Consider the following 14807-nt stretch of genomic DNA (forward strand, 5'->3'; position numbering starts at 1 on the left):
CTCGTACTGGTTGTACGTGGGCTTTCGCCCGGTGCGGCGAGAGTGCGTGCCAGGCGTCGCGGGGCAGGCGGGACTTTGCGGACACGACCTAGGACCTCCGCCGTGTCGCGGAGGTCCTGGCGGCGCGCTCGCCCGCAGCCCTCAGTCCTCGCCCCCTTCGAGGTTCCCCTCCGTCTCCAGGTACACCTGGCGCAGGGCGTCCAGCACCGCCGGGTCCGGCTTCTCCCACATCCCGCGGGACTCGGCCTCCAGCAGCCGCTCGGCGATGCCGTGCAGGGCCCAGGGGTTGGCCTGCTGGAGGAACTCGCGGTTGGCCGGGTCCAGGACGTAGGTCTCGGTGAGCTTGTCGTACATCCAGTCGGCGACCACGCCGGTGGTGGCGTCGTAGCCGAAGAGGTAGTCGACCGTGGCGGCGAGTTCGAAGGCGCCCTTGTAGCCGTGGCGGCGCATCGCCTCGATCCACTTGGGGTTGACGACCCGGGCGCGGAAGACGCGGGAGGTCTCCTCGACCAGGGTGCGGGTGCGGACCGTCTCGGGGCGGGTGGAGTCGCCGATGTACGCCTCGGGGGCCGTGCCGCGCAGGGCACGGACGGTCGCCACCATGCCGCCGTGGTACTGGAAGTAGTCGTCCGAGTCGGCGATGTCGTGTTCGCGGGTGTCGGTGTTCTTCGCCGCGACGGCGATCCGCTTGTACGCCGTCTCCATCTCGTCCCGGGCCGGACGGCCGTCCAGTTCGCGGCCGTAGGCGTAGCCGCCCCAGACCGTGTAGACCTCGGCGAGGTCGGCGTCGGTGCGCCAGTCGCGGGAGTCGATGAGCTGGAGCAGGCCGGCGCCGTAGGTGCCGGGGCGGGAGCCGAAGATACGGGTGGTGGCGCGGCGTTCGTCGCCGTGGGCGGCCAGGTCGGCCTGGACGTGGGCGCGTACGTGGTTGGCCTCCGCCGGTTCGTCGAGGGAGGCGGCCAGACGTACGGCGTCGTCCAGCAGGCCGATGGTGTGCGGGAACGCGTCCCGGAAGAAGCCCGAGATGCGCAGGGTCACGTCGATGCGCGGGCGGCCCAGTTCCTCGTACGGGATCGGCTCCAGGCCCGTCACCCGGCGGGAGGCGTCGTCCCAGACCGGGCGGACGCCGAGGAGGGCGAGGGCCTCGGCCACGTCGTCGCCCGCCGTGCGCATCGCGCTCGTGCCCCACAGCGACAGACCCACGGAGGTGGGCCATTCACCGTTGTCGGCGCGGTAGCGCTCCAGGAGCGAGTCCGCGAGGGCCTGACCGGTCTCCCAGGCGAGTCGGGAGGGGACGGCCTTGGGGTCGACGGAGTAGAAGTTGCGGCCGGTCGGAAGGACGTTCACCAGGCCGCGCAGTGGAGACCCGGAGGGGCCCGCGGGGACGAAGCCGCCCGCCAGGGCGTGGACGGCGTGGTCGAGTTCGGCGGTGGTCGCCGACAGGCGCGGGACCACCTCGCGGGCCGCGAACTCGAGGACGGCCGCGACCTGTTCGCCGTGCCCGGTGGGGACGGCGGCCGGGTCCCAGTCCGCGTCCTCCATCGCCTGGACGAGGGCACGGGCCTTGGCCTCGGCCTCGTCGGCGGTGGTGCGGGTCGCGGCGGACTCGTCCAGGCCGAGGGCCTCGCGCAGGCCGGGCAGGGCCGTCGTACCGCCCCAGATCTGGCGGGCGCGGAGGATGGCCAGGACGAGGTTGACGCGGTCCTCCCCCGCCGGCGGGTTGCCCAGGACGTGCAGGCCGTCGCGGATCTGGGCGTCCTTGACCTCGCAGAGCCAGCCGTCGACGTGCAGCAGGAAGTCGTCGAAGCCGTCGTCGTCGGGGCGGTCCTCCAGGCCGAGGTCGTGGTCGAGCCTGGCGGCCTGGATGAGGGTCCAGATCTGGGCGCGGATCGCCGGGAGCTTCGCCGGGTCCATGGAGGAGATCTGGGCGTACTCGTCGAGCAGTTGCTCCAGGCGCGCGATGTCGCCGTAGGAGTCGGCGCGGGCCATGGGCGGCACGAGGTGGTCGACGAGGGTGGCGTGCACGCGGCGCTTGGCCTGGGTGCCCTCACCGGGGTCGTTGACGAGGAAGGGGTAGATCAGGGGGAGGTCGCCGAGGGCCGCGTCGGGACCGCAGGCGGCGGACAGACCGGCGTTCTTGCCCGGCAGCCACTCCAGGTTGCCGTGCTTGCCCAGGTGGATCATCGCGTCGGCGCCGAAGCCGCCGTCCTCCGCACGGGCCGCGATCCAGCGGTAGGCGGCCAGGTAGTGGTGGGAGGGCGGCAGGTCCGGGTCGTGGTAGATGGCGATCGGGTTCTCACCGAAACCGCGCGGCGGCTGGATCAGGATCAGCAGGTTCCCGAAGCGGAGGGCGGCGAGCACGATGTCGCCCTCCTTGTTGCGGCTGCGGTCGACGAACATCTCACCGGGTGGCGGGCCCCAGTGCTCCTCGACGGCCGACCGCAGCTCCTCGGGGAGCGTGGCGAACCAACGGCGGTAGTCGGCCGCCGGGATCCGGACCGGGTTGCGGGCGAGCTGCTCCTCGGTGAGCCAGTCCTGGTCGTGGCCGCCGGCCTCGATCAGCGCGCGGATCAGTTCGTCGCCGTCGCCCGAGACCAGCCCCGGGACGTCGTCGAAGGTGTAGCCCTCCGCCTTCAGCCTGCGCAGCAGCGCGACCGCGCTGGCGGGGGTGTCGAGGCCCACCGCGTTGCCGATGCGGGAGTGCTTGGTCGGGTAGGCGGACAGCACGAGCGCGAGACGCTTGTCGGCGGCCGGGATGTGCCGAAGACGGGCGTGGCGTACGGCGATCCCGGCGACGCGGGCCGCGCGCTCGGGGTCGGCGACGTACGCGGGCAGCCCGTCCTCGTCGAACTCCTTGAAGGAGAACGGGACGGTGATGAGGCGGCCGTCGAACTCGGGGACGGCGATCTGGCTGGCCGCGTCGAGCGGGGAGACGCCCTCGTCGTTCTCCTCCCAGTCGGCGCGCGAGCCGGTCAGGCACAGGGCCTGCAGGATGGGCACGTCCAGGGTGGCGAGCGCGCCGGCGTCCCAGGACTCGTCGTCGCCGCCCGCGGACGCCTCGGCGGGCTTGGTGCCGCCGGCGGCGAGGACCGTGGTGACGAGGGCGTCGGCGGCGCGGAGTTCGTCGATCAGCTCGGGTTCGGGGGCGCGCAGGGACGCCACGTACAGCGGGAGCGCACGGCCGCCCGCGTCCTCGATCGCGCCGCACAGGGCGTCCACGAAGGCGGTGTTGCCGCTCATGTGGTGGGCGCGGTAGTAGAGCACGGCCACCGTCGGGCCGTCCGTCGCGCGGGACTGGCGTTCCAGCGGGCCCCAACTCGGCGCGGGCGCCGGGGCCTCGAAGCCGTGCCCGGTCAGCAGGACCGTGTCGGACAGGAAGCGGGCCAGCTGCTCCAGGTTGGCGGGGCCGCCGTGGGCGAGGTAGGCGTGGGCCTCGGCGGCGATGCCGACCGGCACCGTGGACGCGGCCATCAGCTGGGCGTCCGGGGCCTGTTCGCCGGTGAGGACGACGACCGGGCGGCCGTCGGCGAGGAGCAGGTCGAGGCCGTCCTGCCAGGCACGGATGCCGCCGAGAAGGCGTACGACGACGAGGTCGACGCCGTCGAGGAGGCCGGGCAGGTCGTCGAGCGGGAGGCGCGCCGGGTTGGCGAAGCGGTAGGGCACCGGGCCGCCGGCCGCGCGGGCGCTGAGCAGGTCGGTGTCGGACGTCGACAGGAGCAGGATGCGGGGGTGCGGGGAGCGACCCCCGGAAGAATGCAGCATGCGGCGTCGGCCTTCCTCGGGGTGTCCGCGCCCCGGGCGGTGTCGGGTTGGGGTCTCCCCTGCTCGTGCGCAGCCGAGCGCTCGGGGAAGGGAGTTCCTGGCTCACCCGCCTTGCGGGGCGGGCTCACAGTGGCGGGACCGCGCCGGATTCGCACCGGGCTTCCTCCCCTGCTCGCCGTCTTGGCGATGGCGGACCGGATGATCCGCCGAGGAGCATAGTAAGGGTCGCCTGAAAAGGGCGGGGCGTACCGCTCGTACGGCGGTCGGTATGCTCGCCGCCATGTCCACGCCTGCCGTCCCCTCATCGCCCCAGGCCACAGCGGCCTCACGGGGCCGCGGTGATGCCTGCCCGGGGACGCTGCGGCTGCATACGGCGGACGACGGCGCCCTGGCGCGGGTCCGGGTTCCCGGCGGAGTGCTGACCGTCGCGCAGGCCGAGGCGCTCGCGGACGCGGCCGGACGGCTGGGCGATGGTGATCTTCATCTCACCTCGCGGGGCAATGTGCAGCTGCGCGGACTTCGGGAGTCATGCGGTGCGCAGCTCACCGAGGTGCTCGACGCGGCGGGCCTGTTGCCCTCGCACGAGCACGAACGGGTCCGCAACATCGTCGCCTCGCCGCTGTCCGGCCTCGACGGACGCGGTGTGCGCGATGTACGGCCGTGGCTGTCGGCGCTCGACGAGGCGCTGTGCGCGAGCCCGGCGGCACGGGCGCTGTCGGGGCGGTTCCTGTTCGCGCTGGACGACGGGCGCGCAGACGTGGCCGGGCTCGGCGCCGACGTGACCGTACGGGCCGTCGCGGACGGGGGCGCGCTGCTCGGCCTGGGCTCGGCGGGCGAGTGTCTGTACGTGTCCGGCGAGGACGCGCCACGTGCCGCGCTGGTGGCGGCGCAGACGTTCCTCGCGCTGGCCCAAGGCCGCGGGGCACGTGTCTGGCGGATCAGTGAACTGCCCTTCCCCCAGGACGAGTTGGTGCGGGAGGTCCGGCGCGCGCTGGCCGCCGACGGCATCCGCGCCCCGCTGCGGGCTTCGGTCGGCGCGGACGGCGGGCAGGGGCCGCCTCCCGGGGTCGTCGGGGCCGCCCTGTGCGTACACGTTCCGCTCGGCCGGCTCACGCCGCGGCAGTGGCGGGAGTTGAGGGGTGCCGCGGTGGACGAGCTGCGGCTGACGCCCTGGCGCGGTGTCGTCGTCCCCCTCCCGGGAGTGGGCCCGGACGACGCCGCGGGCGCGCTCGCCCGGCTCGCCGCCGCCGGTCTCGTCACCGACCCCGCCTCCCCCTGGCTGCGGGTCGGCGCGTGCATCGGCCGGCCCGGCTGCGCCAAGTCCCGGGCCGACGTACGAGCCGACGCGGAACGTGGCCTGGCCGCCGCGGGCGGTGCGCCCGTGCCGCTGTACTGGTCCGGATGCGAGCGGCGCTGCGGACATCCCCGGGGCGACCGGATCGACGTGGTGGCCACCCGGGAGGACGGCTACCAGCTCACCGCCGTCACGGCGGGACGACCGCCGCGTGCGGCCTTACTGGACGACAGCCGCGACCTCGCCGCCGCCCTGGCGGCGATCACTTCATGAGCCGTATCACGACCGAGAGCAGCGAGAAGAACACCGTGACCACGTACGACTACGAGAAGGACGGCGCGGCCATCTACCGCCAGTCCTTCGCCACGATCCGCGCGGAGGCGGACCTCGCGGGCCTGCCCGCCGACGTCAGCCAGGTCGCGGTCCGGATGATTCACGCCTGCGGGATGGTCGACCTGGTACGGGACCTGGCCTACACCCCCGCGGTCGTGTCCCGGGCCCGTGCGGCCCTGCGCGCCGGCGCGCCCATCTTCACCGACGTGCAGATGGTGGCCAGCGGCGTGACCCGCAAGCGGCTGCCCGCCGGCAACGACGTGCTGTGCACCCTGTCCGACCCGGCCGTCCCGGAGCTCGCGGCGAGGCTCGGCACCACCCGCAGCGCCGCCGCGCTGGAGCTGTGGCGGGACCGGCTGGAGGGCTCGGTCGTCGCGGTCGGCAACGCGCCCACCGCCCTGTTCCGGCTGCTGGAGATGATCGAGGAGGGCGCGCCCCGCCCCGCCGCGGTCATAGGCGTGCCGGTCGGTTTCATCGGCGCCGCCGAGTCCAAGGACGCCCTGGCCGACCACCCGTCGGGCCTGGAGCACCTGGTCGTACGGGGCCGTCGTGGGGGCAGCGCCATCGCCGCCGCCGCGCTCAACGCGATCGCGAGTGAGGAAGAGTGAGCGGGAAGCTGTACGGCGTCGGGCTCGGCCCCGGCGACCCCTCCCTGATGACCGTGCGGGCCGTCGAGGTCATCGCCGAGGCGGACGTGGTCGCGTACCACAGCGCCCGGCACGGCCGGTCCATCGCCCGCTCGATCGCGGCGAAGCACATCCGGGCCGACCACATCGAGGAACGGCTGGTCTACCCCGTCACCACGGAGACCACGGACCATCCCGGCGGTTACAAGGGCGCCATGGAGGAGTTCTACGCCGAGGCGTCGAAGAGGCTGGCCGCGCACCTGGACGCCGGCCGGACGGTCGCCGTCCTCGCGGAGGGCGACCCGCTCTTCTACGGCTCCTACATGCACATGCACAAGCGGCTCTCCGACCGCTACGACACCGAGGTGATCCCCGGTGTCACCTCGGTGTCCGCCGCGGCGGCCCGGCTGGGCACCCCGCTGGCCGAGGGCGAGGAGGTGCTCACCATCCTGCCGGGCACCCTCCCCGAGGAGGAGCTGACCGCGCGACTCGCCGCGACGGACGCGGCGGTGGTGATGAAGCTGGGCCGTACCTTCACCAAGGTGCGTGGCGCCCTGGCGAGTTCGGGGCGGCTGGACGAGGCACGGTACGTCGAGCGGGCCACCATGGCCGGGGAGCGGCTCGCCGAACTGGCCGACGTGGACGCGGAGTCGGTGCCGTACTTCTCGGTGGCCGTGCTGCCCAGCCGGGTCGACGCCGAGCCCCCCGTGCGGGAGCGGGGGGAGGTGGTGGTGGTCGGCACCGGGCCCGCCGGCCCGCTGTGGCTGACGCCTCAGACGCGGGGCGCGCTGGCCGCCGCGGACGATCTCGTCGGTTACACGACGTACCTGGACCGGGTGCCGGTCCGTCCCGGTCAGCACCGGCACGGTTCCGACAACCGGGTGGAGGCCGAGCGCGCCGAGTTCGCGCTGCAACTCGCCCAGCGGGGGCGGCGGGTGGCCGTCGTCTCCGGCGGCGATCCGGGGGTCTTCGCGATGGCCACGGCCGTGCTGGAGGTCGCCTCGCAGAAGGAGTACGCGGACGTTCCCGTGCGGGTGCTGCCCGGGGTGACCGCGGCCAACGCCGCCGCCGCGCGCGCCGGTGCCCCGCTCGGGCACGACTACGCCACCCTCTCGCTCTCCGACCGGCTCAAGCCCTGGGAGGTCATCGCCGAACGGCTGCGCGCCGCCGCCTCGGCGGACCTGGTGCTGGCCCTGTACAACCCCGGCTCGCGCAGCCGCACCTGGCAGGTGGGCAAGGCTCGCGAACTGCTGCTGGAACACCGGGCGCCCGACACGCCGGTCGTCGTCGCGCGGGACGTCGGCGGATCCGGCGAGCGGGTGCGGATCGTACGGCTGGCGGACCTCGACCCGGCCGAGGTCGACATGCGCACCATCCTGCTGGTCGGTTCCTCCCAGTCGCGGGTCGTACGGCGCGGGGACGGCGAGGAGGTCGTCTGGACGCCACGCCGCTACCCGGAGGTCTGAGAGCGACGGGCGTGTACTGACGCGCCAGGTGCGGGAGGCGTTCGCAAAGCCGTCGGCGGCACGGCGGGTGGACGCCCCTCGTCACCGGCCGGTGGGCGCTACCGCTGCGCGATCCACTCGGCGGCCCGCTCGGGTTCGGCCACCACCCGCACCCCTTCGGGCACCGGTGGTCTGCGCACCACGACCACGGGCAGCCCGGCCTCGCGGGCAGCGGTCAGCTTCGGCGCGGTGGCCGCTCCCCCGCTGTCCTTGGTCACCACGACGTCGACGCGGTGCCGGCGCAGCAGCTCGCGTTCACCGTCGAGGGTGAACGGGCCCCTGTCGAGCAGCACCTCCATCCGGGGTGGGTGCGGCGGCTCGGGCGCGTCGACGGAGCGCACGAGGAACCACAGGTCGTCCAGGGCCGCGAAGGCCGCCAGGCCCATGCGTCCGGTGGTCAGGAACACCCGTCGGCCGAGTGCGGGCAGCAGTCCGGCCGCCTCTTCCAGTGAGCCGGCCTCGTGCCACTGGTCGCCCTCCACCGGGACCCAGCCGGGACGCCGCAGCGCGAGCAGGGGAACATGGGCGGTGGCGGCGGCCCGCGCCGCGTTGAAACTGATCGTCCGAGCGAAGGGGTGGGTGGCGTCGATGAGTGCGTCCACCTCGTGCTCACGCAGCCACGCGGCCAGCCCCTCGGGCCCGCCGAAGCCGCCCACCCGTACCTCGCCGGGCGGCAGCCGGGGCGCGGTCACGCGTCCGGCCAGGGAGTTCGTCACCCGCAGCCCGGGCCGGGCGGCGGCCGCCAGGAGTTCGGCCAGGCGACGGGCCTCGGTGGTTCCACCCAGGATCAGTACGTGCACGAAGTCCGGTTTCCTTCCGAAGAGTTCCCAGATTTCCCAGATTTCCCAGGGTTCCGAAGAGTTCCGAGAAGTCCCCAAGAGTGAGGCATGAGCAGCGAGGCCAAGGGCGGCCGTGGCGCCCAACTGAAGCACACCGGGCTGCGGCACGGCTGGACCACGGGTGCCTGCGCGACCGCGGCGACGACGGCCGCGTACACGGCGTTGCTGACCGGCGAGTTTCCCGATCCGGTGACGATCACGCTGCCCAAGGGCCACACACCGTCCTTCGCGCTGGCGGTCGAGGAACTCGCGGACGGGTTCGCGACGGCCGGAATCGTGAAGGACGCCGGCGACGATCCGGACGTCACCCACGGCGCGCTGGTCCGGGTCACCGTGCGGGCGCTGCCCGCCGGAGCCGGCGTCGTCTTCAGAGCGGGCCCCGGCGTCGGCACGGTCACCCGCCCCGGACTGCCGCTGGCCGTCGGTGAACCGGCCGTGAACCCGGTGCCGCGGCAGCTGATGCGCGACCATGTCGCCCTGGTCGCGGGGCGGTACGGCGGCAGCGGCGACGTCGAGATCACCGTCGGCGTCGACCACGGCGAGGAGATCGCCCGCTCCACCTGGAACCCCCGTCTCGGCATCCTGGGCGGGCTGTCCATCCTGGGCACGACGGGCATCGTGGTGCCGTACTCGTGCTCGGCGTGGATCGACTCCATCCGGCGCGGGGTGGACGTGGCACGGGCCGCCGGGCGCACGCATGTGGCCGGCTGCACAGGCTCCACCTCGGAGAAGACCGTCGTGGCCACGTACGGGCTGCCCGAGGACGCCCTGCTCGACATGGGCGACTTCGCGGGCGCGGTCCTGAAGTACGTACGCCGCCATCCGGTCGACCGGCTCACCATCTGCGGCGGCTTCGCCAAGCTGTCGAAGCTCGCCGCGGGCCACCTGGACCTGCACTCCGCCCGTTCCCAGGTGGACAAGGGCTTCCTGGCCGAGCTGGCCCGCCGGGGCGGTGCCGACGAGGCGCTGGTCGCCGAGGTCGCGCGCGCCAACACCGGCCTGGCCGCCCTCCAGTCGTGCGCGGCGGCCGGCGTGCCGCTGGGCGATCTCGTGGCGGTCACCGCCCGCGACGAGGCCCTGGCCGTGCTGCGGGGCGCCCCCGTCGCGGTCGACGTGATCTGCATCGACCGGGAGGGGACGATCGTGGGCCGCAGCGCGGTGCGGTAGGCGGGGGTCAGGACAGCGCGAACCACAGCTCCGGGCGCTCCCAGGTGACCGCCGGCGGCGACGGTGCGATCGTGCCGACGCGCTCGGCGCCCATCCGCCGGTAGAACCCCTCGGCCGGCGGATGCGAGACCACACGCACCCCGGCCAGGCCGGCCTCCCGGGCCCGGTCGAGCATGTGGGCGATCAGGAGTCGGCCGACACCGCCGCCCTGGGCGTCGTCGGCGACGAACGCCAGGTCCAGCTCCGGCGGATCCAGCACGAGGGCGTAGAAGCCGAGCAGCCGCCCGGCCGGGTCCTCGGCGAGGAAGACCGGGTGCCGGGCGAGATATGCGGTGGTGACCCGGTGGCCGGCGACGATCGAGGCGTACGGCCCCTGGTAGGCGCCGGACTCCCGGACCATCGCCGTGAGGCGCTCCGCGTCCCCTGCCGCGGCCCGCCGGATCAGGGGGTCAGCAGACATGCCGCTCCCGCTCCGGCGAGTACAGGTGGCTGTCGCGGAACTGCTCCGCGCCCAGCGTCCGGCCGACCATGATCACGGCGGTGCGCAGGACGCCGGCCTCCTTCACCTGCCCGGCGATGTCGTCGAGCGTGCCGCGGATGATCAGTTCGTCGGGGCGGGAGGCGTAGGCGACCACGGCGGCCGGGCAGTCGGCGCCGTAGTGCGGGAGCAGCTCCTCGACCACCCGGTCCACGTACTTGGCCGCCAGGTGCAGCACGATCAGCGCCCGGCTGCGGCCGAGGGTGGCCAGGTCCTCGCCCTCGGGCATGGCGGTGGCGCGGTTGGCGACGCGGGTGAGGATGACGCTCTGGCCGACCGTCGGCACGGTCAGCTCACGCTTCAGGGATGCCGCGGCGGCGGCGAAGGCGGGCACGCCGGGCACCACCTCGTACGGCACCCCGGCCGCGTCCAGCCGCCGCATCTGCTCGGCGACCGCGCTGAACACCGACGGGTCCCCGGAGTGCAGCCGGGCCACGTCGTGCCCCTCCTCGTGCGCGCGCAGCAACTCGGCGGTGATCTCGTCGAGGTTGAGCTGCGCGGTGTCCACCAGCCGTGCGTCCGGCGGGCATTCGGCCAGCAGCTCGCGCGGCACCAGGCTGCCCGCGTACAGGCAGACCCGGCAGGCGGCGAGCGTACGGGCGCCGCGCACCGTGATCAGGTCGGCGGCGCCGGGGCCGGCACCGATGAAGTACACGGTCATCTGTCTGCTCCAGGAAGGGAATCGAGGGTTTTCTCCACGGCCCACTGCGTCACCGGCATCGCCTGCCGCCAGCCGGTGAAGCCGCCCACCGGGACGGCGTGGGCCACCGCGAGCTTGGTCAGTTCGCCGCCGAGGCGCCGGTAGGCGTCGGTCAGCAGCGCCTCCGACTCCAGTGTCACGGTGTTGGCGACAAGCCGCCCGCCGACGGGCAGCGCCTCCCAGCAGGCGTCGAGGAGGCCGGGCGCGGTGAGCCCGCCGCCGATGAACACGGCGTCGGGAACGGGGAGTTCGGGCAGGACGGCGGGTGCGGCAGCGGTGACCACGCGCAGTCCCGGGACGCCCAGCCGCTCGGCGTTGCGTCCGATGCGCTCGGCCCGCACCGGGTCGCGCTCCACGGTGACCGCCCGGCACGAGGGGTGCGTCCGCATCCACTCCACGGCGATCGAGCCGGAACCGCCGCCGATGTCCCACAGGAGTTCCCCGGGGGCGGGCGCGAGAACGGCCAGCGTGGCGGCGCGGACATGGCGCTTGGTGAGCTGGCCGTCGTGTGCGTAGGCGGCGTCCGGCAGTCCGGGTACGGCGCCCAGGCGGGCTGCGTCCGGGGCGCGCCGGCATGCGACGGCGACCAGGTTGAGGGGGTCGCCGGGCGGCTGGGACCACGTGTCGGCGGTGTCCTCGGCCGTGATCCGTTCCCCAGGGCCGCCGAGTTGTTCCAGCACGCGCATCCTGCTCGGCCCGAAGCCGCGGTCCCGCAGCAGGGCGGCGACCTCCCCGGGGGTGGTGGCGTCGGCGCTGAGCACCAGGAGCCGGCGGCCCTCGTGCAGGGCGGCGGCCAGGCGGGCGGCGGGCCGGCCGACCAGTGTGACGACCTCCACGTCCTCCAGCGGCCAGCCGAGGCGGGCACAGGCGTACGACACGGAGGAGGGATGCGGCAGGACACGTACGGCACCGGCGCCGAGCACCTCGGTGAGGGCGCGGCCGATGCCGTAGAACATCGGATCGCCGCTGGCGAGGACCGCGATACGGCGGCCTGCGTGCGCGGCGAGCAGGCCGGGGACGGCCGGCCGCAGGGGTGAGGGCCAGAAGATCCGCTCCCCCGGGCACTCGGGCGGCAGCAGGTCCAGTTGGCGTGGCCCCCCGATGAGGACCTCGGCGTCGAGCAGCGCGGTACGGGAGGCGTCCGGGACACCCGCCCAGCCGTCGGCTCCGATCCCGACGACGGTCACGGCGACGGGCCGGGCGGTTCCGGCTCCGGCGGGTCCGGCGGCATCGGCGGGGTTCACGGAGGTCACGGCTCGGTTCCTCGGGCTCGGCAGGGCAACGAAGAGGCACTTTACGGGGCGGTGGCCTGCGCTTCCTCGGTCGGGTCGCCCCCGCGCACCGCCGTTACGCGCGCGGGCGCGAGGCCGGCCATGCGGCGCTGGCCACCACTGCGCCGACGACGAGGGCGGGTGCCAGGTGATGGACGGGCAGGACGGCAGCGCGCCCTGAGGTGTGGGCGCCGGCCTTCATCGCCGTCACGAACGGACAGGTGCTCGCGGCGGCCGACCCACTGAGCCGCGTGACGCGGCGTGAACGCCCTGTGGCGTGTCCTGGACGGTCCGCATGGGAGCTCCTGTGTGGCCCAAGGCGTCATTCCGTCGTGCCGTCCTCGACCGCCCGCCCCGAGGGCGGGTTCAGTGGTCGATCGGGTCGTGGTACGGGTCGGGCGGGACGTCGCCGCCCGCCCGGACGCGGCGGTAGGCGGCACGGGCGTGCAGGAGGCGGGCCAGGGTCGTGCCGAGGAGGGTGGCGGCGAGCAGACAGGAGAGCCAGAACGTGTCGCGGTGCCCGGCCCAGGTGAGGGTGCCGGCGGGCGGAATGGCGAAGCCGTTGAGGAACAGCCAGCACAGGACGGCCGTACCGGGCGCCGCGGCGAAGTGGGCGCGCAGCCCGAGAAACGCCGCGAGCAGGGACAGCACGACCAGGGCGAGCGAGGGGCGTCCGATGCCGACGAGGAAGTTCAGCAGGGCCACCAGGAGCAGCGCGCCGCCGGACGCGGCGGCCCACACCAGCGGCGTGGCCGCGGGTTGGGGAACGGGCCGGGCTCCGGTACCGAGTGACACCCACTCAATCATGCCTGCGCTTCCTTCCGGTGTCCCCGTCCCGGTGATGCGGGATCCCGGGCGTTCGTCAGGGTGTCATTAAAGATCGTCCGTGGAAACACCGTTGTCGGACAGGTACGCGCGGCAATGCCCCGGGGTTCTCGGCCCTGAAGCGGACGCCGCCGACGGCAGGAGATCGGCCCGGTCCCGCTGCAGAACGGGACGGGGACCGACCTCGGGGCCTGCGGCTCGCCGTCCGGCATCTCGGCGACCGCACAGCCCTTGTACGTGGCCACCTGGACGTCGGGGCGGCAGTAATCCATGGCGCAGTACGGGCCGTTCACCTCGCCCGTGCGACCGGCCGGCTGCGGGCGGACCGCGATGGCATCACCCGATGGGCCATCGGCGCCGTGGGACGAGGCGGGGGTTCGCCGCCGCCCGGGTCAACCAGGGCTCGGAGTACTACACCATCCGGTGACTAATGGGCGCCGCCGCGTTATTCATATCAACCGATTTCCTATTCATTCCACTGTCCGGCTCTTGGTGCTGACGAGTTGTCACTAGGCCCTGACCCAAGTCGAGGAGAGTGGAGAAGATGACACCATCGCCGAGATGGCGATCTGTTCTGGTGCCGGCGGCCATGGCTGCCGCGCTGGCCGCAGCCGCGCTGGGGAGCGCGAGTACTGCCTCCGCAGGAGACCACACCACCCCGCACCCCCCGTACCCGGCGAAGCCTGCCCACCCGGCCCACGGAACGAAGCCCGCCCACCCCGCGCACGCGGCGAAGCCGGCCCACCCGATCCACCATGCGAAGCCGGCTCACCCCGTGCACCCTGGGAAGCCCGCTCACCCCGTACACCCGGTCAAGCCCGCCTACCCGGTCCACCCGGTCAAGCCCGCCTACCCGGTCCATCCGGTCAAGCCCGTCAAGCCCGAACTCCCGGCCAAGCCCGCCTACCCGGTCCACCCGGTCAAGCCCGTCAAGCCCGAACTCCCGGCCAAGCCCGCCTACCCGGTCCACCCGGTCAAGCCCACCAAGCCCGAACTCCCGGCCAAGCCCGCCTACCCGGTCCACCCGGTCAAGCCCACCAAGCCCGAACTCCCGGCCAAGCCCGTTCTTCCGGTCAAGCCGGCTCACCCCGTCAAGCCCGTACTTCCCGCAAAGCCCGCGATGCCGGCGAAGCCTGTCCTTCCCGCCAAGCCCGCGATGCCGGCCAAGCCAGAACTGCCCGCGAAGCCCGCGCTCCCCGCCAAGCCGGAACTGCCCGCCAAGCCCGCACTTCCCGCCAAGCCCGCCCTGCCGGCCAAGCCGGAACTGCCGGCCAAGCCCGCACTTCCCGCCAAGCCCGCCCTGCCGGCCAAGCCGGAACTGCCCGCCAAGCCCGCACTCCCCGCCAAGCCCGCCCTGCCGGCCAAGCCGGAACTCCCCGCCAAGCCCGCACTCCCCGCCAAGCCGGAACTGCCCGCCAAGCCCGCACTCCCCGCAAAGCCCGCACTCCCCGCCAAGCCGGAACTGCCCGCCAAGCCCGCACTCCCCGCAAAGCCCGCCCTGCCGGCCAAGCCGGAACTGCCCGCCAAGCCCGCCCTGCCGGCCAAGCCCGCACTTCCTGCCAAGCCTGCCCTGCCGGCGAAGCCGGAACTGCCCGCCAAGCCCGCACTTCCCGCCAAGCCCGCCCTGCCGGCCAAGCCGGAACTGCCCGCCAAGCCCGCACTCCCCGCCAAGCCGGATCTCCCCAAGAAGCCCGACCTCCCCTCGAAGCCACACCTCCCGGCAAAGCCCGACCTCCCGTCAAAGCCCCACCTGCCGTCAAAGCCCGACCACCCCAAGAAGCCCGACCACCCGAAGAAGGGCGAGCACCACTCGAAGAAGGGCGAGCACCACTCGAACGAGCACCACGGCTGACGGCCATCAGCGGTAGCTGATCCAGTTCGGCCACCGAGCCGGGCCCGGGGCACTCGGGCCCGGCTCACCGCTGCGTCGTCGTAGGCAACGCCCCG

11 protein-coding genes and 1 riboswitch are annotated in these 14807 nt (G+C 73.8%); of the genes, 5 read left to right on the forward strand and 6 right to left on the reverse strand.

The genetic code is table 11. From position 1 onward, the window contains the following. Positions 1-141 precede the first annotated feature (141 nt). Complete coding sequence (gene cobN / locus ACWCPI_RS00005; RefSeq protein WP_451035902.1) at positions 142-3762, reverse strand: cobaltochelatase subunit CobN; 3621 nt, start codon at positions 3760-3762, stop codon at positions 142-144. 91 nt (positions 3763-3853) lie between these two features. Next, positions 3854-3928: riboswitch (cobalamin riboswitch) on the reverse strand. Positions 3929-4030: 102 nt separating this feature from the next. Here cobN and cobG point away from each other — a divergent pair. From cobG to ACWCPI_RS00020, 3 genes are read left to right on the forward strand one after another with little or no spacing between them, the layout of a single operon-like run. Further along, positions 4031-5329, forward strand: coding sequence for a precorrin-3B synthase (gene cobG / locus ACWCPI_RS00010; RefSeq protein ID WP_451035903.1), 1299 nt, complete (start codon positions 4031-4033; stop codon positions 5327-5329). Continuing rightward, positions 5326-5997 carry a precorrin-8X methylmutase gene (locus tag ACWCPI_RS00015; protein WP_451035904.1) on the forward strand — a complete coding sequence of 224 codons (672 nt, stop codon included), beginning with the start codon at positions 5326-5328 and terminating at the stop codon, positions 5995-5997. The genes cobG and ACWCPI_RS00015 overlap by 4 nt, the downstream gene beginning before the upstream one ends. Beyond that, positions 5994-7481, forward strand: a complete 1488-nt coding sequence (locus ACWCPI_RS00020) for a precorrin-2 C(20)-methyltransferase (protein ID WP_451035905.1) — start codon at positions 5994-5996, stop codon at positions 7479-7481. The genes ACWCPI_RS00015 and ACWCPI_RS00020 overlap by 4 nt, the downstream gene beginning before the upstream one ends. Before the next feature lie 98 nt (positions 7482-7579). Here the strand turns inward: ACWCPI_RS00020 and ACWCPI_RS00025 are convergent, their stop codons facing one another. Beyond that, the gene (locus ACWCPI_RS00025; RefSeq protein ID WP_451035906.1) at positions 7580-8320 is read right to left on the reverse strand and encodes a cobalt-precorrin-6A reductase; all 741 of its coding nucleotides are present in this window, start codon (positions 8318-8320) and stop codon (positions 7580-7582) included. A gap of 87 nt (positions 8321-8407) precedes the next feature. On the opposite strand from ACWCPI_RS00025, the gene ACWCPI_RS00030 reads away from it, so the two are divergent. After that, positions 8408-9526 carry a cobalt-precorrin-5B (C(1))-methyltransferase gene (locus tag ACWCPI_RS00030; RefSeq protein WP_451035907.1) on the forward strand — a complete coding sequence of 373 codons (1119 nt, stop codon included), beginning with the start codon at positions 8408-8410 and terminating at the stop codon, positions 9524-9526. Between the two features lie 7 nt (positions 9527-9533). On the opposite strand, the gene ACWCPI_RS00035 is transcribed toward ACWCPI_RS00030, so the two are convergent. From ACWCPI_RS00035 to ACWCPI_RS00050, 4 genes are all read right to left on the reverse strand, one after another. Beyond that, entirely contained in the window at positions 9534-9986 is a 453-nt protein-coding gene (locus tag ACWCPI_RS00035; protein ID WP_451035908.1) for a GNAT family N-acetyltransferase, read from the reverse strand. Then, the gene (gene cobM, locus ACWCPI_RS00040; RefSeq protein WP_451035909.1) at positions 9976-10725 is read right to left on the reverse strand and encodes a precorrin-4 C(11)-methyltransferase; all 750 of its coding nucleotides are present in this window, start codon (positions 10723-10725) and stop codon (positions 9976-9978) included. The genes ACWCPI_RS00035 and cobM overlap by 11 nt, the downstream gene beginning before the upstream one ends. Next, positions 10722-12008 carry a precorrin-6y C5,15-methyltransferase (decarboxylating) subunit CbiE gene (gene cbiE, locus ACWCPI_RS00045; protein WP_451036338.1) on the reverse strand — a complete coding sequence of 429 codons (1287 nt, stop codon included), beginning with the start codon at positions 12006-12008 and terminating at the stop codon, positions 10722-10724. The genes cobM and cbiE overlap by 4 nt, the downstream gene beginning before the upstream one ends. 393 nt (positions 12009-12401) lie before the next feature. Continuing rightward, positions 12402-12842: a hypothetical protein gene (locus tag ACWCPI_RS00050; RefSeq protein WP_451035910.1), complete on the reverse strand. Its 441-nt coding sequence runs from the start codon at positions 12840-12842 to the stop codon at positions 12402-12404. Between the two features lie 793 nt (positions 12843-13635). On the opposite strand from ACWCPI_RS00050, the gene ACWCPI_RS00055 reads away from it, so the two are divergent. Continuing rightward, positions 13636-14712: a hypothetical protein gene (locus ACWCPI_RS00055; RefSeq protein WP_451035911.1), complete on the forward strand. Its 1077-nt coding sequence runs from the start codon at positions 13636-13638 to the stop codon at positions 14710-14712. Positions 14713-14807: the final 95 nt, after the last annotated feature.

Source organism: Streptomyces sp. NPDC001920, from assembly GCF_053594495.1.